Source organism: Sphaerotilus sp. (genome assembly GCF_041083715.1).
Taxonomy (GTDB): Bacteria; Pseudomonadota; Gammaproteobacteria; order Burkholderiales; family Burkholderiaceae_C; genus Sphaerotilus.
The window spans coordinates 1-23,655 of record NZ_JBFPGY010000099.1 but is presented as its reverse complement, the minus strand read 5'-3'; the positions used below and the strand labels follow the sequence as shown (position 1 = coordinate 23,655).

The following is a 23,655-nucleotide window of genomic DNA, read 5'->3' as shown; positions in this document are numbered from 1 at the left end:
GGCCTGCGGCTGATTACAGCGCGCGGATGTTCGAAGCTTGCAGACCCTTGGGGCCTTGCTTGACTTCGAATTCAACCTTCTGGTTTTCAGCCAGCGAGCGGAAGCCGCCGTTGTTCTTGATTTCGCTATGGTGCGCGAACAGGTCCTTGCTGCCGTCGGCCGGCGTGATGAAGCCGAAGCCCTTGCCGTCGTCGAACCATTTCACGGTGCCAGTTTGGGTCGTACTCATGGATGATGTTCCTTGTTGAGTGGTGAAAAAATTGAGAACACCCCTCGAATGCCATGATGCTCATGGCAGCCGCTGGGACAGAAACACTCAAGAAACGTCAAACCGGGGATTTGATGACCTGGGCCGGCTCCGCCGATACTGCATCGGTGGCGAAGCGGAAGAGGAGCAAGACCTTCAAGAAACGGTCTTGTGCATGTCTGTGGGCGCAGTGTAGTCGCTGTCCCCAGTTCTTGCTTGAATTTTTTCAAACCCCTGGCAAAGGGCTGGTCACCGTGTCTGCCAGAAGCGTTCGTGCACCTCGGCGAGTTCCTCTTCGATCTCGGCGATCGGTCCCCAGACGCGGATCGGTTTCTGCCCCCGCGAAAAGACCTCCCGGCAAGGGAGGTCCAGTGTCGGATTCTCTGGGTGGCACTTGGTCATCGAACGCAGCTGCGCCTCGCTCATGCCGTAGACCAGCCGGCCGATGCCTGCCCAGTATTGCGTGCCCGCGCACATGCAGCACGGTTCGACCGTGGTGTAGAGCGTGCAGTCCCACAGCAGGTCTGCGTCGAACTTGGCCGCTGCCTGGCGGGCGATCACCGCCTCGGCGTGATTGACGCTGTCCACATTGCCCTGGATCAGCAGCACCGTTTCATGGTCCGGTGCCACCAGCAGTGCGCCGAAGGGATGGTGGCCTTGCGTCATCGCGGCGCGGGCGATCTCGGCAGCCTGGCGCAGATGAACCAGCATCTGCGCGACGGTGGGGTCGGGGCGGGTGAAGGTATGCATGCCCGCCATGATGCGCCGTCCATGGCCTCAATGCGCGTTGGATCCGCGATGAGCCCAGCCCGTGGTGCGTTTTTCCACCACGGAGAAAAACTCGTACATCACCATGGCCATCGCACCCACCACGACCAGCCCGGCAAAAGCCAGTCCCATCTGCATCGAGCTGCCCGCCGAGATCAGCAAGTAGCCGATGCCTTCGTTGGCGGCAGTCATCTCCGATACTGTCGTGCCGACGAAAGCCAGCGTGATGGCCACTTTCAGCGAGCCGTAGAAGTAGGGCAGCGAGCGTGGCAACCCGACCTTGGTCAGCACATCCCAGCGCCTGGCGCCGAGCACGCGCAGCACGTCCTCCAGCTCCGGCTCCAGCGTCGCCAGCCCGGTGGCGATGTTCACCATGATCGGGAAGAAGCTGATCAGGAAAGCAGTCAGGATCGCCGGGCCGGCACCGATGCCGAACCAGACCACCAGGATCGGCACGAACGCTGCCTTGGGCAGTGCATTGAACGCGGTCATCAGCGGGTACACCGCGGTATAGGCCATGCGCGAACTGCCGATCAGGAAGCCCAGCAACACGCCCACCACGATCGACAGCCCGAAGCCCGCCATCGTCACCCAGAAGGTGCGCCAGGCGTGCCCGGCGATCGTCGCGCTGTGCTCCTTCAGTGCACCGAAGATCGCGGCCGGACTCGGGAAGATGAACTCCGACACGCTGAACGCCGAGCACACCACCTGCCACAGCACCAGCACGACCACCAGCAGGATCCACGGCGACCAGCGCTCCATTGTCTTGACGTTCATTGCGCGATCTCCGTGGACGTGGCTGCGGGCTTGCGCATCGCACCGATGTGGCCGCGCAGTTCATGCACGATGGTGGTGAATTCGGGGGTGTAGGTGATCTCCAGGTCGCGTGGACGCGGCAGGTCGATCTCCCGCTTGACCACGAAGCGCCCGGGACTCTTGCTCATCACATAGACCGTGTCGGCCAGGAAGACACTCTCGCGCAGGTCGTGCGTGACGAGGATGACATTGAACTTCTGTGCCGCCTGCAAATCGCGCAGCGCGCACCACAGTTCCTCGCGCGTGAAGGCGTCCAGCGCCCCGAAGGGCTCGTCCAGCAGCAGCAGCTTCGGCTCGTGCACCAGCGCGCGACAGATCGATGCCCGCTGCTGCATGCCGCCCGAGAGCTGCCACGGGAACTTGTCCTCGTAGCCGCCGAGGCCCACGCTCTGCAGCAGCTTGCGTGCCTTCTCGGTGTACTCGGCCTTCTTCTGCTTGAACGACGAGCGGTAGGGCTCGACGATCTCCAGCGGCAGCAGCACGTTCTCCACGGTCGTGCGCCAAGGCAGCAGGCTCGGCGCCTGGAAGGCCATGCCGGTGATCTTCAGCGGCCCGGTCACCGGCTGACCGTCGATCACCACGCGCCCCTTGCTCGGGCGCTTCAGGCCGGTGGCCAGCTTCATGAAGGTGGACTTGCCGCAGCCCGACGGCCCGACGATGGCAATGAATTCGCCTTCGCCCACCTGCAGATTGATGTTCTCCACCGCGAACTGCCCCTTGGCGAGCAGTTCGTCGTTGTAGGCGAGCCAGACATCCTGGAAATCGACGAAGGCGGTCATGCGCGACGACCTCGGCTTACTTCTTCGCCGCGGCGAAGATGTTGCGGTCGGCGGCAGCCGGCAGGAAGCTGCCGTTCCAGACCGCGTCGGCCTTGACACGCTCCTTGGTGCCGAAGGCATCCGAGACTTGGCTGGCCATCAGCGACAGGCGCGGACCCTTCACGTCGCCGAAGGTCTCGGCCTTGGCGTCCGCAGTCAGCACCGTGGCGTCGAGCGCCAGCTTCAGGCGGCGCAGCTCCAGCTCGCTGTTGATGATGCCGTCGCGGGCCTTGACCGTCTCGACGCCGCCTTTCGGGTCGGCGATCACGTCCTTCACGCCCTTGGTGAAGGCGCGCAGGAAGGCCTTGATCGCTTCCGGGTTCTTCTTGACGAACTCCTCGCTGGCGATGATCGCGTTGCCGTAGAGCTTCACGCCGAACTGCGGATACGGCAGCACCACCACGTCCTCGACCTTCACGCCACGCGCCTCCAGGTTCAGCAGCGAGGTGAACGAGAACCCGGTGATCGCGTCGATGTCGCCGCGCACCAGCATCGTCTCGCGCAGCGGCGGGTCCATCGCGGTCCAGGCCACGTTGCCGATGCCGTTGGCCTTGGCGAAGATCGGCCACGCCTTGCGGCCGGCGTCGAACACCGGGGCGCCGAGCTTCTTGCCGTTCAGGTCTGCCGGGGTCTTGATGCCACTCTTCTTCAGCGCGAGCACGGCGGCCGGCGTGTTGTTGTAGACCATCATCACCGCGACCGGCTTGTTCGGTGCGGTCGGGTTGTTGGCATGGAATTCCATCAGTGCCGCCAGATCCGCGAAGCCCATGTCGTAGGTGCCGGAGGCCACGCGGGTGACCGTGCCGCCCGAGCCGTTGCCGGCGTCGATGGTGACGTTGAGCTTCTCGTCCTTGAAGAAACCCTTCGTGGCGGGGACCTGGAACAGCGCAGCCGGGCCTTCGAAGCGCCAGTCGAGCTGGAACTTGATCGGCGTTTCCTGGGCCTGCACGGCCAGCGACAGCGTGCCCAGCAGGGAAGTGCATGCGAGCACCAGCATGGTGCGGCGGATCAGCGAGGGGGTCGGCATGGTGTGCTCCGGATCGTATACAGTTTGGTGGACAATTCGGGGAAGCAGTTTGCGTGCCAGTTTCTGCTTCTGCGATCGGGTCGAACCCTCGACCTGAACGTCGCTCAGCCCAGGGCCGGTGCCAGGGCGCTGGCCAGGTCGTGGATGCGCGGATTCAGGCTCAGGTTGCGCTCGACACTGCCGATGTGGTGGGCCATGAGCGTGACGGCGGCGTCCGCGTCGTGGCGTGCAAGGGCCTCGACGATGGCGACGTGCTCGTCCTGCGAGTGTTCGGCCGAGTGCGAGGACTGGTACATCAGCGAAATCAGCGACGAGCGCGACAGCAGGTCGGCCAGCAACTGCGCCAGCACCTCGTTGCCGAGCTGCCGGGCGAGTACCACATGGAAGTCGGCCAGCAGCCGGGTGCGCCCCGGCACATCGGTGCGCAGCACGGCTTCGCGCTCGGCGACGAGGTGGGCGCGCAGCTCGTCGATCTGGGCTGGCGTGATGCTGGCAGCGAGCTGGTGGATGAGCGCGGTTTCCAGCATCTGACGCACCGCGAAGACCTGCCGCGCTTCTTCGACACTCGGTTGGGCCACGAAGGCACCGCGCGCTGGCTCCAGCGTGATGAGCCGGTCGCGGCTGAGCTGCATCAGTGCCTGCCGCACGAGGGTGCGCGACACCTTGAAGATGTCGGCGATCGGCTGCTCGGCGAGCTTGGTGCCCGGCATCAGACGCCGCTCGACGATGGCGGACGTGATCGCATCGACGATGCGCTGCGTCGTGCTGGTGACATGCTCGTCGGTGGATGCCGGAGCGGCTTCGATCGTGGGCAGTCCATGGTCTGGCTGCAGGGCATTCGGTGTCCGGGACGGGTTGTGGCGCATGGGCGATCGGGCGATGTCCGTTGTATTCTGAGGTGTTCATCTCAGTGTATACACGTGCTGAGTGCGTGTGCAATCAGGTCCTCCATGCTCCACCTGCTCAACCTGTTCGCCGCCATCGCCCTGCTGATCTGGGCGACGCAGATCGTCCGCACCGGGGTGCTGCGCCTGTTCGGAGAGAGCCTGCGCCGGATACTGGCCGTCAGCATGGCGGCCTGGCCAGGGGCCATGGCGGCTGGGCTGGCGGTGACCTGCGTGGTGCAGTCCAGCACGGCCACTGCGCTGATCGTGTCGTCCTTCGTCGGCCAGGGGCTGGTGGCGACGGCGCCGGCGCTGGTCGTGATGCTGGGTGCCGATGTCGGCACCAGCCTGATGGCGCTGGTGTATTCGTTCGACCTGTCGTGGCTGTCGCCGGCGTTGATCTTCTGCGGCGTCGTGCTGCACCTGTCGCGCGAGAAGACCACCGCCGGCCGCCTCGGCCAGATCGCCATCGGCCTGGGGCTCGTCACACTGGCGCTGCGGCTCATCGTCGACAGCACGCGGCCGCTGGTCGAGGCCCCGCTGGTCAGCACGCTGCTGGTGAGCCTGCCCAACGAGCTGACGCTGGAGCTGATCGTCGGCGCCGTGCTGGCGATCGGCTCGTATTCGAGTCTGGCGGTCGTGCTGCTGGTCGGCACGCTGGCGCAGGAGGGCATGGTGCCGGTGGCGACCGCGCTCGGGCTGGTGCTGGGCGCCAATCTGGGACGGGCGCTGGTGGCGGTGCTCTCGGTGTCGGGCTCCGATGTGTCGACGCGCCGCCTGCCGATGGGCTCGCTCGTCCTGCGCTGTCTGGCCTGCGCGGCGGTGGCGCCGTTCATGGGGTTGTTCCATGTCTGGCTGCAGCAGTGGGTGCCGGAGGTGCTGCTGCAGGTCGTCGTCTTCAACCTGGCGTTCAACGCGGCGCAGGCGCTGCTGTTCGTGCCGCTGACGGGACCGCTCGCCCGCCGGCTGGAGCGCTGGATGGTCACGCTCCCGCCCACCGACGACCGCACGCCGCGCCACCTCGACCCGCTGGTGCTGGCCTCGCCGTCCCTCGCGCTGAGCTGCGCTGCGCGCGAGGCGCTGCGCCAGGCGGACGCGGTCGAGACCATGCTCAGCGGCATCCAGCCGGTCCTGCGCGACAACGACCTCGACCAGGCCGAGCGCCTGCGCCAGATGGACGACGTGGTGGATGCGCTCTACACCGCCATCAAGCTGTACCTGACGCGCATTTCCCGCCAGCCGCTGTCCGAGCGCGAGAGCCAGCGCTGGACCGAGATCGTCTCGTTCACGATCAACATGGAGCAGATCGGCGACATCATCGAGCGCGTGCTGCAGGACATCGAGGACAAGAAGATCCGCAAGCAGCGCCGCTTCTCGGACGCGGGCATGGCCGAGATCATCCACCTGCACGAGCGGCTGATGGCCAACCTGCGGCTCGGCATGAGCGTGTTCCTCGACGGTCATCCGCGCGACGCGCAGAAGCTGCTGGAGGAGAAGGCCCGTTTCCGCGAGCTGGAACACGCCTACGCGGCCAACCACCTCGGCCGGCTCAAGGACAACACCGCCGAGAGCATCGAGACGAGTTCGCTGCACCTGGATCTGATCAGCGACCTGAAGCGCATCAACTCGCACATCTGCTCGATCGCGTACCCGATCCTGGAGCCGACCGGGGCGCTGGCGCAGACGCGGCTGCGGCCGTCGCGGGTGGGTGGGCTGGACGATATACGGGGGTGAGGCGCCCATGAGCATCACGGTGACCCTGGACGATGCGCTGTACGAACGGGCCCTCAAGACTTGACAAGCGGTGGGCGGGATGCGGGTTGATATGGCTGCTGATTGCGGAGGCCCCCCTCCCTGCCTCCCCCCGCTGGGGGGAGGAGAAAGAGATCGGACGGCGGTGATCTGGTCTTGCTCCCTCCCCCAGCGGGGGAGGGGTGGGGTGGGGGCTCGGGTCGCGCCAACCGTCCATCAACGCCTGACATGACACCAGATCAGCTCGGGCTGACGGTCGGCGGCGCCACGGGTTGCCGCTCTACCTGCTCCAGCGCCGGATCGAGACAGGCCCAGGTCGGCGCGCTGCTGGTCCAGATGTTCATCGTCGGCTGGACGGACGAGGGATCGTCCAGCGCACCCACGCGCACGACGGTGAATTGCGGGCGGGCGGACGAGTTGGCGAACAGCGACGCGCCGCAGGTCGGGCAGAACCGGCGCCGCATCGTGTTGCCACTGTCGGCGGTGCTGGTGTATTCGCTGGTCGGGCCGTCGATGTCGAGGGCGGCGGTCGGCACCATGATGTTGACCGTGCCGTTTGCCGCCAGATGCTGGCAGTCCCGGCACCAGCAGACGCGGGTCGCGACCGGATCGGCCGAGAGGCGGAAGCGGACGGCGCCGCAGAGGCATTTTCCGAGGCGGGTGGGCATATGTTTTCCCAGCGGGTTGCGATTAAAGTTTGACTTAGGCGTTGCCCGTGACAACTAAGCCCCTGCCCAAGAGAAGGACGAAAGCAATCGTTGCCAGCGCACCTGCACCCAACCAACCGTAGCCGCTCGCTGACGAAACGGAACGCGAACTATGCGACGAACGGCGTGACTTCCCGCCAGCGAGCAGCAAAAGTCCAATGGCAGAGCCGAAGCTCTCAAGTGCAGCCTCGTGAACCGCAGGAGCGACGGAACCGACAAAGAACAGCGCTGCGCCGCAGGATACGACGCCCGCCACAGCGTAGGAGAAAGCAAGCGATGTGCGTTGAACTGCATGTTTGGAGGTGGCGCGCATACCGAACCAATAGACAAGCAAGCCAAGGGTGCCTAGGACTGCCCGCCCGAGCCAAGGCGGATTGACCGCCAGTACGCGCAAGGCGTATGCGAAGTCGCTCTTGCTTGCAATTGCGGATACGAGCATGCAACCTGCAAGCCAGAACAGGTTGAATGCCAAGGTAAGCACAAGTAGGAGACGCAGGTTTGAGGGCCAAGCGCGATTCTCCAAGAGTACATAGGCGCTCAAGCCAAAAAGCAGATTCACAAGAGGTCCTGCCAAGTCCGTTATCACCCCAGCGTTCTCGCAATGGAAGTAGACCGACGTGAGGAGCGTAATCCGACCTCCCTCGGCGAGACACGCAGCTCCGTGACCAAGAACTTCGTGCGAAGCGCATGCAACTATGAACGCAAGCGCCGCAATGGCGGCGTTGATCAAAGTGGGTGGGGCTGATGGGGACCGCATGCAACGCCTAACGAATGAAAGGGACTTCCCCCCAAGGGGGAGTTGGCACCAGCGCTGAACACTCAGCACCCGAGTGCCACGATCGGATTTTGACGCTCATCGACCACTCTTTCCTGCGGAGACGACCATGACCATCGCGCTGCTCGGTATCGATCTGGCCAAGAACGTGTTTGCCCTTCACGGCCTCGACGAGGCGGGCCGCGTCGCACTCAAGCGCCCGGCCGTGGCGCGCGCCAAACTGGTCGAGGTGGTAGCGACCCTGCCGCCTTGCACCGTGGCGATGGAATCGTGCTCTGGCGCGCACCATTGGGCGCGCACTTTCGCCCAGCACGGCCATACCGTCAAACTCATCGCCCCGAAGTTTGTCACCCCGTTTCGCATGACTGGCCGGCGCAGCAAGAACGACGCCGCCGATGCCGCCGCCATCTGTGCCGCTGCGCAGAAGGTCGACATGCGTTTCGTGCCGGTCAAGAGCATCGACCAGCAAACCCGGCTGATGGTGCACCGGGCACGCCAGGGATTTGTCGAGAGCCGCACCGCCGTGCTCAACCGCATCCGCGGGCTGATGAGTGAACTCGGCATCGTCATGCCGCTCAAGGCCAACAGCGTGCGTCAGCAGGCTTGCTCGCATCTGGAAGATCTGCCCGGCTGGGCCAATACCGTCATTGGCGATCTGCTCAGCGAGGTCACACACCTGGACGAGCGCATCGCCCAGTACGACGCCCATATTCGCCACATGGCCCGACTCGATCCCACCGGACGGCTGATGCGCCTGAGCGGCATTGGCGAAACCACCGCCACGGCGATGCTGGCCATGGTCGGCAACGGGCATGAATTCAAGTCCGGCCGTCAGTTTGCCGCCTGGCTCGGACTGGTGCCCAGCCAATACAGTTCTGGCGGCAAGACCCGGCTCGGTCACATCACCAAGGCGGGTGACGCCTACCTGCGAACGCTGCTGATCATGGGCGCACGTGCCGTGCTGGCCGCCGCCAAGGACAAGGCCGACCGGGTCAGCGTCTGGGCCAAGGCGCTCGAAACGCGCCGCGGTTACTGGAAAACCGTCGTGGCCATCGCGGCCAAGAATGCGCGCATGGCTTGGGCCGTGCTGCGCAAGGGCGAGGAGTTCCAGTATCCGAGCTGAAGCTGATTCAGATTCGAATCGTCGTTTGAACTGTTGTTGTTGAAATACCGTTTTCACCACCGCGGGAACCTCCGTCGCTGATGAGGAGCAAGGTTGGACCTGCGCGGGCCGTGACCGATTAACTCAAGAAGTCCCTGCCGGGCAACATTCGTGGAGCATGAGTGTCCGGCAGACTTGGCTAACGAAGGGGTCGCCCGCGTGCGTCTTTCATCAGGGTCTGCAGCCGGGGATGCAATATTTCCCGAGCGCTGCGTCAATGACCGGTTGTAGTTTGGCCAGTCCGCACCTGTGCTCGAAGAATGGATCAGCGACAGCGTTGTGAACGTGGAGGGATGCATCAATGGCCGGTCAGTCTGGAGGATTGGCTGGGGAGACTTTTATTCAAAAGCTGCTTGACGGATGGGGAAGCCCTTGTAGTTCGAGCTAAGCGGGCGACGACGGCAGGACGCCAGGCCCGGGCTGGTGAAAATGTACCGCGTACCACCAGCCCGGGCCTGGTGGCCTGCCGTTGGCGCTCCGCTTGAGCGAGGGGTTAGGCTTCAAACGTGACCATTCCTGTATGTGCCTTTCCATAGCCCGCCGCCAGTGCCTGCATAAGCTCAGGTATATCTTTCATTTTCACTGTGGGCATAAAGAGTTGGTGGCTTGGTTTCAGGAATCCGAGTTGGCGACGTGATTTGGGAAGTACGTATGGAATAAAGTATTTTACTAAATAGCCAGCAAATATAAAAGTAAAGATCACTGCGTTGCCGCGAAACGCAGCAATGGGGGCAATTACGATGCCTTCGTATTTTGTGGGTGAGATTCGTCTTGATCCATCGCGAATCTTCTGAATCTGGCAATGAACCAGTTTCGTGACGGGCGCGTGCACATTCAGGAGACCAGATCTAATCTCTTCATACACCTCTGGAGCCAGCGTTACTTGGGCAAAGGGCTCTTGCTTCGAAACCGCCGCGCGCCATAGCACTGAGAGTAGGAAGCGAGAAAGAATGCCAAACTCGTACAAGTGAAGGAGCGTTCCGTCTTCCGCGTGCTCCTCGATTTTTCTGGCAGTCTTCCGGAGTGAGGCGATGCATCGCGTTTCGAGTTTTGACAGAATTCCCTCACAAGGTCCGCATAGCATCGCCTCCGACCAGCTTTCGTTCGAGAGTCTTACCTTGTCGCGTGGGAGGCTATTGAACGAAACCAGTTGGCCGCCGTCACGCTGATGCTTCATTGCCCTGAAGTATGCGTTGGGAATGATGTGCGACTCGCGCAGTTCGCCTAGCGTTATGCAGAGCGGACACAAACCGGTTGCCATTTGAAGCCTAACGCAGAATTAAGCGGCGGCCCGAGTGCGTACTTGCAGAGCCGGGCCGAGACCTACGGGCCGTCCGCTTGAATGCCCTGTTGGGCCCAGGCTCCCTACACATTGGCGTTGTACCCCAGGAATATTCTGATAATTGGATTCTCACCTTCAATCTCAGGTAGATGCTCTGCAGCAATTTGATGGTCATGGACAGAGATTAGCCCCCACTCCAGTAACGCGCCAATGTAGCCGCTCCATGCCAGCGCGGCATCGCGTGGGATTGCGCCGCCGTAGTAGTCCTCTGCCTGTTTTAGCCGATCAAGTAGCTCGCCCAATGTTGGTAGCTCGCGCATGTTTTTCTTTAGGCCCAACTTAATATCGACGTCACGCCTTGCTGTCGTAACAGCCATGCTGCTGCGTATCAACTCGCCGGCAAAGCATCGCAAGTCCCCGCTGCGATTGAGTTTTTTCTTGATCTTGCATGGCGTCTCTTCCGTAAGAATGGCCTGAAACCCTGCATTGCCTGCGTAACCCGATACGCCGCAGCAAGGCCACCCAGCATACCGAATCTGTCATTTCGGGTCTACGCTCGTCACCCCGCCACCAACCCCACCGCCAACCGATCATGCCGCTCCACCAGCGGCCCCAGATCCAGCGTCGTCAACGCCCCCTCGCGCACCAGCACCCGCCCCCCGACGATGTTCCACGCGACCGACGGACTCGCGCACAGCAGCAGCGCCGCCAGCGGGTCATGCACCGCGCCGCCGGCCATCGCCAGCCCGCCCGTGGACCACAGCACCAGATCGGCCGCCATCCCCACCGACAGGTGCCCGATGTCATCCCGGCCGAGCACCTGCGCGCCGCCCCGCGTGGCGATCTCCAGCGCATCCCGCGCCGTCATCTCCGCCGGCCCGAGGTCGCAGCCGTAGCGCAGGACGCCGCCCGCGTCCATCTCCGGCGGCTGCATCGCCCGCCCGACCCGCGCCAGCAGCAGCGCCTGACGCGCCTCGTTCAGCAGGTGCGCCGCGTCGTTGCTCGCGCTGCCGTCCACGCCGAGGCCGACCGGCACGCCCGCGTTCAGCATCCGCCGGATCGGCGCGATGCCCGACGCCAGCCGCATGTTGCTGCACGGGCAGTGCGCGACCCCCGTGCCGGTCGCGGCGAAGCGGGCCAGGCCGTGCGCGTCGAGCTTGACGCAGTGCGCGTGCCACACGTCGTCGCCCAGCCAGCCCACGCTCTCGGCGTACTCCGTGGGCGTCATGCCGAACTTGAACTGGCTGTAGGCGAGGTCGTGGTCGTTCTCGGCCAGGTGGGTGTGCATCCGCGCGCCGAGGCTGCGGGCCAGCGCCGCCGAGTCGCGCATCAGCTCCCGGCTGACCGAGAACGGCGAACACGGCGCCGCCACCACGCGCAGCCGGCTGTAGCGGCCGTTGTCGTTGTAGGTCTCGATCAGCCGCTGCGTGTCGGCCAGGATCGCCTCCTCGCGCTCGACGAGGTGGTCCGGCGGCAACCCGCCCGCCGACTCGCCCACGCTCATGCTGCCCCGCGCGGCGTGGAAGCGCATGCCGACCTGCTGCGCCGCCTCGATCTGGTGGTCCAGCGTCACGCCGTTGGGGAAGATGTAGAGGTGGTCGGAACTGGTCGTGCAGCCTGAGAGCAGCAGCTCGGCCATCGCCACCTGCGTCGAGACCTGCACCATTTCCGGCGTCAGCCCGGCCCAGATCGGGTAGAGCGTCCTGAGCCAGCCGAACAGCTCGGCGTTCTGCGCGGCGGGGATGGCGCGGGTCAGGCTCTGGTACATGTGGTGGTGCGTGTTCACCAGCCCCGGCGTGACGACGTGGCCGCGGGCGTCGATCACCTCGCCGTGGACGCGCACCTCGTCGAGCACCTGCGCCGGCACTTCGCCCGCCGTGTAGACCGCCGCAATCTGCTCGCCGCGGATGAGCAGGCTCGCGCCGCGCAGTTCGCGGCGGGTGTCGTCGAAGGTGGCGATCAGGTCGGCCTGGTGGATCAGCAGGAGGGGTGGGCGCGGGGTGTTCATGGCTTCATTGTTGTCCACAATGGGGCCATGAACACCGCCCTGACCGCCCTTGAAACCCCCGCGCTGCTGCTGGACGAGCCGCGCCTGCACGCCAACATCGCCCGCATGAGGGCACGCATGGCGGCGCTCGGCGTCACGCTGCGTCCGCATGTGAAGACCGCCAAGTGCATCGAGGTCGCCCGCGCCACCGACGGCGAGGGCGCGCCACCTGGCCCGATCACGGTATCGACCCTGCGCGAGGCCGACCAGTTCGCCGACCACGGCTGGACCGACATCACCTACGCCGTGGGCCTGACGCCGAACAAGTGCGCCCACGTGCGCCGGTTGCTCGACCGGGGTGTGGCGCTGACGGTGATCCTCGACAGCGTGGACGCGGCGCGGGCACTGGCCGCCGCCGCCGCGGACTGGCCGACGCCGGTGGCCGTGCTGATCGAGATCGACACCGACGGCCAGCGCGCGGGCCTGCCGCCCGAGGCGCCCGAGTTGCTCGACATCGCCACGGCGCTGGCCGGGCCGGGTGTGCGCCTGCGTGGGGTGCTGACGCACTGTGGCGGGTCGTACCACTGCCACGGCGCCGAGGCGCTGCGGGCGATGGCCGAGCAGGAGCGTGCCGGGGCGGTGCACGCGGCCGGACGCCTGCGGGCGGCGGGGTTCGACGCGCCGGTGGTCAGCGTCGGTGCCACGCCGACCGCGCTGTTCGCCGAACGGCTCGACGGCGTGACCGAGGCGCGGCCGGGCGTGTTCGTCTTCCACGACCTGATGATGGAGGCACTGGGCGTCTGCACCACGGACGAGATCGCCGTCTCGGTGCTCACCAGCGTGATCGGCCACCGGCGCGACCGGGGCTGGACGCTGGTGGACGCCGGCTGGATGGCCCTGTCGCGCGACCGCGGGCTGGCGGGCGAGTTCGCGGACCACGGGCTCGGCCTGGTCTGCGATGCCGACGGACAGCCGATCGGTGGCGGTGACTGGATCGTGGCCGCCGCGAACCAGGAGCACGGCCTGGTCGCGCACCGCAGCGGCGACGCAGCCCGCCTGCTCGACGTGCCGGTGGGCACGCTGCTGCGCATCCTGCCGCAGCATGTCTGCGCGACGGCGGCCCAGCACCCGGCCTACGAAGTCATCGGTGCGGACAGGCAGGTGAGGGCGCGCTGGCCGCGGTTCATGGGCTGGTAGCGGCCTGGGCAGCGGATCGAACAGCGTCCTGATCGCCCGCCTGTTTGCGCGGACAGGCGGGAAGGTGGCGCCTACGCTCGGGGTTCGCCGAGTGTCGTCACCCCATGCCAGAACTTGAATCCTTTTCGCTGGACCCCGCCAGCCCATCCGACTGGTCCGCCGTGCGGGCGCAGGGCCACCGCATGCTCGACGATCTGTTCGACCATCTGGAGCAGATCCGCGAGCGGCCGGTCTGGCAGCCGATCCCGGCTGAGGTGCGCGCCGCGTTCGACGAGCCACTGCCAGCCGCGCCCGTCGCGCTGGCCGAGGCCCACGGGCGCTTCATGACCCAGGTGCTGCCCTACGCGGTCGGCAACACGCACCCGCGCTTCATGGGCTGGGTCCACGGCGGCGGCACGGTCGAGGGCATGCTGGCCGAGATGCTCGCCGCCGGTCTGAACGCCAACCTCGGCGGGCGCGACCAGATGCCGCTGGAGGTCGAACGCCAGACCGTGCGCTGGATGCGCGACCTGTTCGGCTTTCCTGCCACCGCCGGCGGGTTGCTGGTCACCGGCTCGTCGATGGCCAACCTGATCGGCGTGCTCGTGGCGCGCACCCGGGCGCTCGGCATGGGCTCGCGCGAAACCGGCGTGGCCGACCCGTCGCTGGGCCGGCCCCTCGTCGCCTACGCCGCGGCCAGCGCGCACGGCTGTGTCGCGCAGGCCTTCGCCATCAGCGGGCTGGGCACGCAGGCGCTGCGCCGCGTGCCGGTCGACGCCGACCACCGCCTGGATCTGGTGGCGCTGGAGCGGCTGATCGCCGCCGACCGCGCCGCCGGCCGGCGCCCGTTCCTTGTCGTCGGCACGGCCGGGACGGTGGACACGGGTGCCGTGGACGATCTGGACGCACTCGCCACGCTGGCCGGACACCAGCAGATGTGGTTCCACGTCGATGGTGCCTTCGGCGCACTCGGCATGCTCGCGCCGGAGATCGCGCCGCGGCTGCGCGGCATCGAACGCGCCGACTCGATCGCGCTCGACTTCCACAAGTGGGGCCAGGTGCCCTACGACGCCGGCTTCATCCTGGTGCGTGACCAGGCGGACCAGCTCGCCACCTTTGCCTCGCCGGCGGCCTACCTGTCCCGCCATCCGCGTGGGCTGGCGGCCGGCTCGCCCTGGCCCTGCGACCTCGGTCCGGACCTGTCGCGCGGCTTTCGCGCGCTCAAGGTCTGGTTCACGCTGGTCACCCATGGCACCGAGCGCCTCGGCGCCGCCATCGGCCATTCCTGCCGGCTCGCGCAGCGGCTGAAGGACCGCGTCGCAGTCCACCCGGCGCTGGAGCTGCTGGCCCCGGTGGCGCTGAACATCGTCTGCTTCCGCTACGCCGACCCCGCCTGCGGCCTGACCGCCGCGCAGACCGACCGCCTCAACACCGAGCTGGTCGCCGATCTGCACGAATCCGGCCTCGCCGTGCCGTCCACCACCACGGTCGGCGGTCGCGCGGCCATCCGTGTCGCGCTGGTCAACCACCGCACCGTGGCGGCCGACCTGGATCTCCTGCTCGACGCCGTGCTCGCCCTCGGCGCACGCCGCAGCCGTCTGGCGATGGCCGAACCCCGAATCGACTTCCCTTGCGAGAACGCACCATGAACATGCCCTGCATCGAATTCCAGCCCCGCACGATGCCCACCATGGAGTCGCCGCCGCTGATCGGGCTTGCCCGCCTGATGACGATGGCTTTCCGCTGCGTGGACCTGATGCCGCTGGCCCAGACCCTGATCACCCGCGCCCTGGACGATGAGCACGATGCCAACGCGCTGATGGACCTGTCGACGGTCCTGATGCTGCAGGGCGTGCGCGAAGTGGGTCTGTCCACCCAGGCCCAGGCCATCGCCTGCAGCCGGCTCTACCACCTTGCCGCCGACGAGACACCCGCCCTGCACCTGCTGGCGATCATGACGCCGGGTGACCTGATGACCAACGCGCCGCTGGCCTTTCTGGCGGAGCGTTCGGACGTGGCGCTGTCGATGCTCTACGTGCAGCCGGGCGAGCCGCTGCCGCAGCACCTGCCGCCGCACGATGTGCTGTGGATCGCGGTGTCCGAGTCCGACGCCGTGCGCGGATTGCTCGCGGACCTGGGTGCCGCTTGTGCCGGTTGGGGCAGTCCCACGGTCAACCGGCCCGAAGGCACGCTGCGCACGTCGCGCACCGAGGCCTGCGCCGCTTTGCGTGGCCTGCCCGGCGTGTGCATGCCGGACACCGCCCGTGTCGACCGTGCGGCGCTGCAGACGCTCATGCGCTGCGAAGCCGAACCCGGGGCCTGGCTGCAAGATGGCCGCTGGCCGCTCATCGTCCGGCCGGTCGACTCCCATGCCGGTCAGGGACTGGAGAAGGTCGCTTCGCCGTTCGAGCTGTCGCAGTACCTGTCGGCCATGCCCGGCGAGGACTTCTACCTTTCCCGTTTCGTCGACTACGCCAGCGCCGATGGACAGTTCCGCAAGTTCCGTGTCGTGCTGGTGGACGGTGTGCCCTACGCGGGGCATCTGGGTGTGTCGTCGCACTGGATGGTGCATTACCTGAACGCGGGCATGACCGATTCCGCCGCCAAGCGCGACGAGGAAGCGCGTTTCATGGCCGAGTTCGACACCCGCTTCGCCCGGCGCCACAGCGCCGCGCTGCAAGGCATCGCCGAGCGCATCGGTCTGGACTATCTCGTCATCGACTGCGCGGAAACTCCGGAAGGCGAACTGCTGGTGTTCGAGGTCGATCCCGGTGCGGCGATCCATTCGATGGATTCTCCGGACCTGTTCCCGTACAAGGTGCCGGCGATGGAGAAGGTGCGCGTCGCCTTCCGCGCGCTGCTCGCCCGTGTCGCGGCAACGGCTGGGCAGACGCAGCCTTGAACCGGGGATGGCCATGCTGAACCTCGCCGCACAGGCCCTCACCGAGGGCGGCGATGCCCGCATCACGCTGGGCGGCGCGGGAGCCAATGCCTACGGCTGCCCGCCGCGCCCGGATCCCGGGCTGGTCGCGCTCGGGTCATCGACGGCGTCGGTGATCTCCGAGGCCGCCTTCGAGGCCGCCACCGCGCTGTGCACCCGGCTGAACCAATGGCCCGCCGGCCATGTCGCCGAAGCGGCCCGGCTGCGGCACGCCTTGCTGCAGCTCAGTGGCGCCGATGCCGTGCCCGGCACCGACGTGGTGCTGGCCGCCTCGGGCACCGATCTCCACCTCTTTGCGACCCAGCTGGCCGCATGCGCGCCTGGCGTGTCCGTGCAGGCCGTGATGGCCGAGGCCGCCGAAACCGGCAGCGGGGTGCCGGCCGCGCTGGCCGGCCGCCACTTCGCGACCGGTACCTGCCAGGGACAGGTGGTGTCGCGGGGCGAGCCGATCTCGGCGCAGAGCCCGTGCGAGCCGCTGGCGGTGGCGCTGCGCCATCCGGACGGCACGCCGCGCAGCGCGGAGACGGTCGATGCCGATTTCGCGGACGCGGTGGCGCAGGTGCTGCGCGCCGGGCGACGTTGCCTGCTGGTGCTGACGGATCTGTCCAAGACCGGCCTGCTTGCGCCTTCGGTGGCCTGTGCGGCCCGACTGCGCCAGCGCCACGGGGACCGGCTGGAAGTGCTGGTGGATGCCTGCCAGTACCGGCTGGCGCCCGCGTCGCTGGCCGACTACCTGGCGCAGGATTTCATGGTGGCGATCACGGGGTCCAAGTTCGTCACCGGGCCGGCCTTCTGCGGTGCGCTGCTGCTGCCGCCCGCCCTGGCCCGGCGCACACGCCGGCGCCCGCTGCAGGCGCTGCGCATCTACACCGCCCGCAGTTTCTGGCCCGACCACTGGCCTGCGGCCGAGGTGCTGGACGACGAACCCAACCCCGGCCTGCTGCTGCGCTGGCAGGCGGCGCTGGTGGAGCTGCAGCGCTTCCGTGCCGTGCCGGAGCCGCTCGTCGACCGTTTCCTGCAGACCTGGGGCCGGGCGGTCGGAGAGCGGCTGCGCTCGGACGCGACATTCGGCGTGCTGCCGGTGGCGTCGCTCGACGGGGCCCGGGGTGGCCGCTGGTCCGGCGGTCGCTGGGACCGGCACCAGACCATCTTTCCCTTCCTCGTCTACCACCGTGGTGCCGATGGTCGCCGCACACCGCTGAGCCTGGCCGAGATGGTCGACCTGCACCGCGCGCTGGCGCAGGGTGACGCTGGTGTCGGGGATCCGCCGCTGGCCGCGATGCGGTTCCAGCTTGGTCAGCCTGTCGCTTGCGGCCAGCGCGACGGACAGCCCGTGAGCGCCCTGCGCCTGTGCGCCAGCGCCCGCACGGTGGTCTGCGCTGCCCGGTCCCCGCAGGGGCGCGCCGAGGCCGTCGCGCAGGCGATGGCGGCGCTGGACAAGGTCGGCTGGCTGGTGCAGCGGATGGGTGAGACGCCCCGGCAAAGCGCGTCTATTCCTTCTTTTCCGGTTCCGGCGGTTCTCTAGCATCCATCCGTCCCGGTGCGCGTGGCGCGCCGGCACGGCTTGCTTGCCTGCCTCCAGGAACCGCCCATGTCCGATCTGTCCCAGTCGCATCTGAAGTCCGCCGCACCGGCCGAAGCGCCGCTGCCGCTGTCGGCGCGTCCGCGCAAGGGCGGTGACACGCCGTTTGCCTGGCCGACGCCACCGTTTGCCGCCTACGCGCTGCCCGAGCCGCAATGCGGGCCGCTGGCCTGCGAGATCGAAGGGCGCACCGGCAACCTGATGACCGGCGAGCTGGTGGCGATGGAGGTGGTGGCCGGCATCGCACGGGTGCAGGTGCCGCCCGAGCGCATCTCGCTGCCGATGCGCTTCGACCAGATCCGGCGCATCACGCTGCGGGCGACGACCGTGCCGCTGGCCCGGCAGACGGTGGCAGCCCCCGAAGCCGCTCCCGCGGGCACACCGGCCGAGCCGGCTTCCGAAGAGCATGCGCGGGTGCTCGAACACCACGCTGCCCAGCCCTACACCGTCCACCTCAGCGGCGGCGGCTCGGTCGGCGGCGTCACGGTGGGCCATGTCGAGAACGAGGTCGGCCTGTTCCTGTTCGCTCCGCTGGACGACCGCGGCACGGTCCAGACGTCGTTCATGCCGCGCTCGGCCTACGACCGGGTGCTGGTCGGCGAGCGGCTGGGCCAGCTGCTGGTGGAGGAGGCGGCGATCACGCCGGAGCAGGTCGAACAGGCGGTGCAGATCCAGAAGAAGAACCGCGGCCAGAAGCTCGGCGAGCTGCTGGTGGCGCGCCAGATCGTCACGCCCGAGCAGCTGCTCTCGGCGCTCGACAAGCAGGCGCGCATGCCGATGGTGCGGCTGGGCGAGGCGCTGGTGGCCCTCGGCTACGTCACCGACGAACAACTGGGGGACGTGCTCGGCCAGCAGGTCACCGAGCGCATGCAGCCACTGGGTGAGGTGTTGCTGAGCCGCGAATGGGTCACGCAGCAGCAGCTGCGCGTGGCGCTGGCGCGCAAGCTGGGCTATCCGGTCGTCAACCTGAGCACCTTCAAGCCGCAGATCGAGGCGCTGGCCCGGCTGCCGGTGGACCTGGCGCGCACGCTGGAGGTGCTGCCGCTGGTGCACCGCGCCGGGCGGCTGGTGGTGGCGATGCAGGACGTGACACGCCAGGCCGTGCTGGAGCAGCTGCAGACGCTGACCCACTGCACGATCGCGCCTGCGCTGGCCGGCACGGGCGATCTGAAGGCCGCGATCGAGCGTGGCTACGAGCGCCTGCCGATGCCGGATCTGGACGGTGGCCCGGCATCGCCGGAGGCCGCCTCCGATGCCGGGGACCTGGCGGAGTCGGCCACCGGCCGACGCGCCGGCAAATCTGCCAAGGGCGACAAGGCCGAGCGTTCGGGCGGCCCGGTCGTGCAGCTGCTGATCACGCTGGTGGCCGACGCGATGGGCCGTGGCGCCAGCAGCATCCACCTCGAAAACCACCCGAGCGAGGACAAGCTCTGGGTGCGCCTGCGCCGCGACGGCCGCATGGAGCCGCACAGCGAGCTGCCTGGCAGCTACCGCAACAGCCTGATTCCGCGCATCAAGACGCTGGCCGAGATGGACGTGCAGGACACGCGCAGGCCGCAGGAGGGGCGACTGGCATTTTCCCGGCTGATGCAGGCGCACAAGATCGAGCTGCGCGTGACGACGCTGCCGACACACGGTGGTTTCGAGGACGTGGTGCTCGGACTGCCGACCCGGTTGAAGACACTGAAGTTCGACGGCCTGGGACTGACGACCCAGGACCAGGAACGCATCGCTGGCCTGCTCAAGCGCCCGTCCGGCATGGTGCTCACGGTCGGCCCGGCCCGTTCCGGGCGCACCACGACGCTGTTCGCCGAGCTGGCGCTGGTGAACCAGCCGGACCGCAAGATCGTCTCCATCGAGGAGCGCATCGAGATGAGTCTGCCCGGTGTGCGCCAGATCGAGGTGAATCCGCGCACCGGCCACACGCACGAGCAGGCCTTGCAGGCGGTGATGTCCGCGGACGCCGACATCATCCTGATCGACGCGATCCGCGACAGCGCCACCGCGCGGCTGGCGACCGAAGCGGCCGTGTCGGGCCGGCTGGTGCTGGCGTCGATGGTGGGGCGCACGGCGTCCGAGGCGGTCCAGCGCCTGCTGGACATGGGCGTGGAGCCGTGGAACCTGGGCGACGCGCTGCTCGGGGTGCACGCGCAGCGCCTGCTGCGCCGGCTGTGCAGCGCCTGCCGCATGAGCCGCTCGGCCAAGGAGCCGGAAATCGACGAGTGGATCGAAGGCTACTTTCACGGCGCGGCGGTGGAGGCCGCCGAAGCGGAACGCGCACAGCTGCGCGCGAGCTGGCTGGAGCGCTACGGCCGCGACGGCCGCCTGCGCCGCTACCAGAGCGCGGGTTGCGAGCGTTGCCGCGAATCGGGTTACCGCGGCCGGGTGGCGGTGCACGAGCTGCTGGTGATCAACCGGGAGCTGCGCCGGCTGATCCGCGCGGGTGCACCGGCCTGGAACATCCAGCGCCAGGGGCTGGTGGACGGCATGCGCACGCTGCGGCAGGACGCGGTGGAGAAGATGCTGGCCGGGCTGACCAGTCTGGACGAGGTGCGCTCGGTCGCCGACCTCTGAGGTTCGGGGGACGGGCTCAGCGCCCGCGCAGGAACAGCGTGTCGAGTTCCCGGATCGTGACCTGGCGCCAGGTCGGGCGGCCGTGGTTGCACAGGTCGGCGCGCTCGGTGCGTTCCATGTCGCGCAGCAGGGCGTTCATCTCCTCCAGTGTGAGCCGGCGGTTGGCGCGCACGGCGCCGTGGCAGGCCATGGTGGCGAGGATCTCGTCGTGCGCGCGCTGCACCAGCGCGCTGGCTTCGTGCTCCGACAATTCGCCTAGCACCGACCGCGCCAGCGCCACGGCATCCGCGTCCCGCAGCGCCGCGGGCACGGCGCGCACGGCCAGCACGCCCGGAGACAGGGGCGCCACGTCCAGCCCGAGGCGGGCGAGCGTGGCGGTGTGGGATTCGGCCGCGGCGACTTCGGTCGGCGTGGCGGAGAAGGTGGCCGGGATCAGCAGAGGCTGGCTGTCGATCGTGCGCTCGCCGTCGCCCTGTCCGTCACCGAGCCGCGCCTTGAGCTGTTCGTAGACGATGCGTTCGTGCGCGGCGTGCATGTCGACGATCACCAGCCCGTGCCGGTTCTCGGCCAGCACATAGAGGCCGCCGAGCTGCGCCAGCGCGCGGCCGAGTGGCCATTCCTCGGCGGGTGCTGGCGCTGGTGATGCGTTCACCTCCGGCGAGGCGCCCGGGCTGCGCGGCCAGTCCGGCGGCATCTCCCGGGCGTGCAGCGCGGCGGCGTGCTGCAGCACCAGCGTGCCCTGGATCTGCGGTGGGGGGCGCCAGGCGGGCAGCGGGGATGGCGGCGCGTCGAAGGTCTGCGGCGAGGCGCGCGCGGGTTCGGCAGGCTGATCGCCGGGCGCGCTGCCTGGTGCATCCGCCGTGCGCGACGGCGCCAGCGCCTGCTCCACCGCCCGCCGCACCGCCTGGTGCACCTCGCGGGAATCCCGGAAGCGCACCTCGATCTTGGTCGGGTGCACGTTCACGTCGACCCGGTCCGGCGCGATGTCGATGCGCAGCACGTAGCTCGGTTGCCGCGCACCGTGCAGCACGTCCTCGTAGGCCGAGCGCACGCCGTGTCCGATCAGCCGGTCGCGCACGTGGCGGCCGTTGACGTAGGCGTACTGCAGATCGGCCCGCGCCCGCGCCGCCTCGGGCAGACCGACCCGGCCGCTGATCGCCAGCGGCCCGACCTGTACCTCGACCGGCCGGCTCGCGGCGATGAAGTCCGCGCCCAGCACGTCGCGCAGGCGCTGCTCGGCCGAGGCGGGGCGGAGCTGCTCGACCAGCCGGCCCTCGTGCCAGACGGAGAATCCGACTTCCGGGCGCACCAGCGCGTGGCGCCGCACGGCTTCGAGGCAGTGGCCCAGCTCGGTCGCGTCGGTCTTGAGGAACTTGCGCCGGGCGGGGGTGGAGAAGAACAGCTCGCGCACCTCGACCGTGGTGCCGGTGGCGCGGGCCGCCGGGACCATCTCGCCGGTGCGGGCGTCGATGCGCCGGGCGTGTGCGCAGTCGGCGGTGCGGCTGGTGACCGACAGCTCGGCCACCGAGCCGATGGCGGCCAGCGCCTCGCCGCGAAAGCCCATCGTGCCGACCTGCTCCAGATCACCGAGCGAGCCGATCTTGCTGGTGGCGTGGCGGCGCAGTGCCAGCGGCAGCTCGTCGTCGGGGATGCCCGCGCCGTCGTCCTCGACCACGATGGCGCGCACGCCGCCCGCGCTCAGCCGCACGGTGATCTGCGCGGCGCCGGCGTCCAGCGCGTTGTCCAGTAGTTCGCGCACGACCGAGGCCGGGCGCTCCACCACCTCGCCCGCAGCGATCTGGCTGATCAGCTCGTCGGGCAGTTCACGGATGGGGCGGCGCGGGGGAGGGAGGGTCGACATGGGGCGGATTGTAGGAACCCGGCCCGGGCACCGTGCCGCACCGGCTTCAATGCAGGTAGCGGCCTGCCTCGGTCAGCTGCACCAGCTCCACGAAGCGCGAGCCGCTCAGCTCCTGGCGACTGAAGTTCACGCGCATGCCCGCGACGTACCACTGCAGCACATTCAGCGTGGCATGCAGCCGGGCGCGGCCGAGGTCGCCGTGGCAGCGCTGCAGTGCTTCGATGAGCACCTGCGCGTTGAGCCAGCCTTCCAGGCTCGCATAGCCGATGGGCACCTTGGCGGAGGCCGCCTGGCTGCGGTAGTCGGCGATCTGCCGGTCGCTCTCGCTCCAGGGGTAGGGGACGACCTGCGAGATCGCCAGGCCGCGGGCCTGGGCACCGATGCGGCGGATGGCGTCTTCGTCCGAGACGATCGACAGCCCGTAGAACGCCGGGTGGCGGCGCAGGTCGGCGGCGGTGGCCATCACGGTGGCGGCCTGCGAGCCGTGGATGAACATCACGATGGCCTGCGGTGCCAGCGCCAGCAGCTTGCGGGCGGCTTCCTGCGCGGTGGCGCCGTCGGGGGTGACGGCGGCGGTGCCGGCCAGTGTCAGGCCCTGCGCGGCGAGGGCATCGGCGATCAGCTTCAGCCCCTCTTCGCCGAACGGCGTGGCCAGGTGCACCACGCCGATGCGCTGCAGTCCGACGGTGGCCAGGTGCAGCGCGAGCGCGGCGGCTTCCTGTGCGTGGCTGGCGCGCACGAAGTAGGCGGCCCCCTGGCACTGCGTCCGCACCGAATCGGCCACCCAGAGTCCGCCCAGCGCCGGTACGCCGTGCTGGCGCAGCAGGGGTTCGATGGCGGCCAGGCTCATGCTGCCGGCGCAGCCGAAGAGGGCGGTGGCGTTCTGTTCGGTGATCAGCTTGTCGCAGATGGCCCGGGCCAGCGCCGGGTCGCCCTGGTCGTCGGCGGTGATCCAGCGCAGGCGCCGGCCGGCGACGCCGCCGCGGGCGTTGAGCGTGTCGAAGGCCATCTGCGCCCCGGCGTTGAAGGCCAGGACCGGCGGCGACAGCGGACCCGTGAGCGGCGCCGACTGCCCGAGCACGAGGTCGGACGCGGCCCGGACCGAACCGGCGGACCACGCCAGCGCAGCGCCGGCGCTCGTCAGGACGAAGCTTCTCCGTTGCATGGATACAGGAAAGGGGTGGGAAGAAAAAACGGAGGCGGGATTGGTTGTCAATCCCTGGAATGGATGGCGCCGAGTGTGCCTGCCGGATTTTCGCTTGTCATGACACCGGATCCGCTGCACCGGGCAGGCGT

Annotated in this window: 20 protein-coding genes; 7 read left to right on the top strand and 13 right to left on the bottom strand. The window is 68.1% G+C overall.

Features of this window, described 5'->3' with window-relative positions:
* Window positions 1–13: 13 nt before the first annotated feature.
* The 6 genes from AB3X43_RS04885 to AB3X43_RS04860 form a co-directional block, all read right to left on the bottom strand.
* A complete protein-coding gene (locus AB3X43_RS04885) occupies window positions 14–229 on the bottom strand; it encodes a cold-shock protein (RefSeq protein ID WP_179632592.1) in 216 nt (71 codons plus the stop codon).
* A 267-nt stretch (window positions 230–496) separates the two neighbouring features.
* On the bottom strand, window positions 497–997 hold the full coding sequence (locus AB3X43_RS04880; protein ID WP_369428749.1) for a nucleoside deaminase: 501 nt from the start codon (window positions 995–997) through the stop codon (window positions 497–499).
* 27 nt (window positions 998–1,024) lie between these two features.
* Window positions 1,025–1,792, bottom strand: a complete 768-nt coding sequence (locus AB3X43_RS04875; RefSeq protein ID WP_369428748.1) for an ABC transporter permease — start codon at window positions 1,790–1,792, stop codon at window positions 1,025–1,027.
* Window positions 1,789–2,610: an ABC transporter ATP-binding protein gene (locus AB3X43_RS04870; RefSeq protein ID WP_369428747.1), complete on the bottom strand. Its 822-nt coding sequence runs from the start codon at window positions 2,608–2,610 to the stop codon at window positions 1,789–1,791. The genes AB3X43_RS04875 and AB3X43_RS04870 overlap by 4 nt, the downstream gene beginning before the upstream one ends.
* Before the next feature lie 16 nt (window positions 2,611–2,626).
* Window positions 2,627–3,676 (bottom strand): ABC transporter substrate-binding protein, encoded by a 1,050-nt coding sequence (locus tag AB3X43_RS04865; protein ID WP_473965063.1) that lies wholly within the window; start codon window positions 3,674–3,676, stop codon window positions 2,627–2,629.
* A 104-nt stretch (window positions 3,677–3,780) separates the two neighbouring features.
* A complete protein-coding gene (locus AB3X43_RS04860; protein WP_369428746.1) occupies window positions 3,781–4,542 on the bottom strand; it encodes a GntR family transcriptional regulator in 762 nt (253 codons plus the stop codon).
* An 84-nt stretch (window positions 4,543–4,626) separates the two neighbouring features.
* Between AB3X43_RS04860 and AB3X43_RS04855 the strand changes: the two genes are divergently transcribed.
* Complete coding sequence (locus AB3X43_RS04855; RefSeq protein ID WP_369428745.1) at window positions 4,627–6,294, top strand: Na/Pi cotransporter family protein; 1,668 nt, start codon at window positions 4,627–4,629, stop codon at window positions 6,292–6,294.
* A gap of 257 nt (window positions 6,295–6,551) precedes the next feature.
* Here AB3X43_RS04855 and AB3X43_RS04850 read toward each other — a convergent pair whose 3' ends face one another.
* Window positions 6,552–6,980: a GFA family protein gene (locus AB3X43_RS04850; RefSeq protein WP_369428744.1), complete on the bottom strand. Its 429-nt coding sequence runs from the start codon at window positions 6,978–6,980 to the stop codon at window positions 6,552–6,554.
* Between the two features lie 34 nt (window positions 6,981–7,014).
* Window positions 7,015–7,491, bottom strand: coding sequence for a hypothetical protein (locus tag AB3X43_RS04845; protein WP_369428743.1), 477 nt, complete (start codon window positions 7,489–7,491; stop codon window positions 7,015–7,017).
* 412 nt (window positions 7,492–7,903) lie between these two features.
* Between AB3X43_RS04845 and AB3X43_RS04840 the strand changes: the two genes are divergently transcribed.
* On the top strand, window positions 7,904–8,917 hold the full coding sequence (locus AB3X43_RS04840; RefSeq protein WP_369428742.1) for an IS110 family RNA-guided transposase: 1,014 nt from the start codon (window positions 7,904–7,906) through the stop codon (window positions 8,915–8,917).
* A 532-nt stretch (window positions 8,918–9,449) separates the two neighbouring features.
* Here the strand turns inward: AB3X43_RS04840 and AB3X43_RS04835 are convergent.
* The 3 genes from AB3X43_RS04835 to AB3X43_RS04825 form a co-directional block, all read right to left on the bottom strand.
* Window positions 9,450–10,133 (bottom strand): hypothetical protein, encoded by a 684-nt coding sequence (locus tag AB3X43_RS04835; RefSeq protein ID WP_369428741.1) that lies wholly within the window; start codon window positions 10,131–10,133, stop codon window positions 9,450–9,452.
* A 188-nt stretch (window positions 10,134–10,321) separates the two neighbouring features.
* Window positions 10,322–10,615, bottom strand: coding sequence for a hypothetical protein (locus tag AB3X43_RS04830; protein WP_369428740.1), 294 nt, complete (start codon window positions 10,613–10,615; stop codon window positions 10,322–10,324).
* A gap of 182 nt (window positions 10,616–10,797) precedes the next feature.
* Window positions 10,798–12,246 carry an 8-oxoguanine deaminase gene (locus AB3X43_RS04825; protein ID WP_369428739.1) on the bottom strand — a complete coding sequence of 483 codons (1,449 nt, stop codon included), beginning with the start codon at window positions 12,244–12,246 and terminating at the stop codon, window positions 10,798–10,800.
* 27 nt (window positions 12,247–12,273) lie between these two features.
* On the opposite strand from AB3X43_RS04825, the gene AB3X43_RS04820 reads away from it, so the two are divergent.
* From AB3X43_RS04820 to AB3X43_RS04800, 5 genes are all read left to right on the top strand, one after another.
* The gene (locus AB3X43_RS04820) at window positions 12,274–13,422 is read left to right on the top strand and encodes an alanine racemase (RefSeq protein ID WP_369428738.1); all 1,149 of its coding nucleotides are present in this window, start codon (window positions 12,274–12,276) and stop codon (window positions 13,420–13,422) included.
* A 104-nt stretch (window positions 13,423–13,526) separates the two neighbouring features.
* Window positions 13,527–15,050 (top strand): pyridoxal phosphate-dependent decarboxylase family protein, encoded by a 1,524-nt coding sequence (locus tag AB3X43_RS04815; protein WP_369428737.1) that lies wholly within the window; start codon window positions 13,527–13,529, stop codon window positions 15,048–15,050.
* Window positions 15,047–16,303 (top strand): ATP-grasp domain-containing protein, encoded by a 1,257-nt coding sequence (locus AB3X43_RS04810; protein ID WP_369428736.1) that lies wholly within the window; start codon window positions 15,047–15,049, stop codon window positions 16,301–16,303. The genes AB3X43_RS04815 and AB3X43_RS04810 overlap by 4 nt, the downstream gene beginning before the upstream one ends.
* Window positions 16,304–16,310: 7 nt before the next feature.
* Window positions 16,311–17,867 carry a hypothetical protein gene (locus tag AB3X43_RS04805; protein WP_369428735.1) on the top strand — a complete coding sequence of 519 codons (1,557 nt, stop codon included), beginning with the start codon at window positions 16,311–16,313 and terminating at the stop codon, window positions 17,865–17,867.
* Window positions 17,868–17,933: 66 nt separating this feature from the next.
* Window positions 17,934–20,498: a GspE/PulE family protein gene (locus AB3X43_RS04800; protein ID WP_369428734.1), complete on the top strand. Its 2,565-nt coding sequence runs from the start codon at window positions 17,934–17,936 to the stop codon at window positions 20,496–20,498.
* Between the two features lie 16 nt (window positions 20,499–20,514).
* On the opposite strand, the gene mutL is transcribed toward AB3X43_RS04800, so the two are convergent.
* Window positions 20,515–22,359, bottom strand: coding sequence for a DNA mismatch repair endonuclease MutL (mutL, locus tag AB3X43_RS04795; protein ID WP_369428733.1), 1,845 nt, complete (start codon window positions 22,357–22,359; stop codon window positions 20,515–20,517).
* Between the two features lie 46 nt (window positions 22,360–22,405).
* Window positions 22,406–23,524 carry an ABC transporter substrate-binding protein gene (locus AB3X43_RS04790; RefSeq protein ID WP_369428732.1) on the bottom strand — a complete coding sequence of 373 codons (1,119 nt, stop codon included), beginning with the start codon at window positions 23,522–23,524 and terminating at the stop codon, window positions 22,406–22,408.
* Window positions 23,525–23,655: the final 131 nt, after the last annotated feature.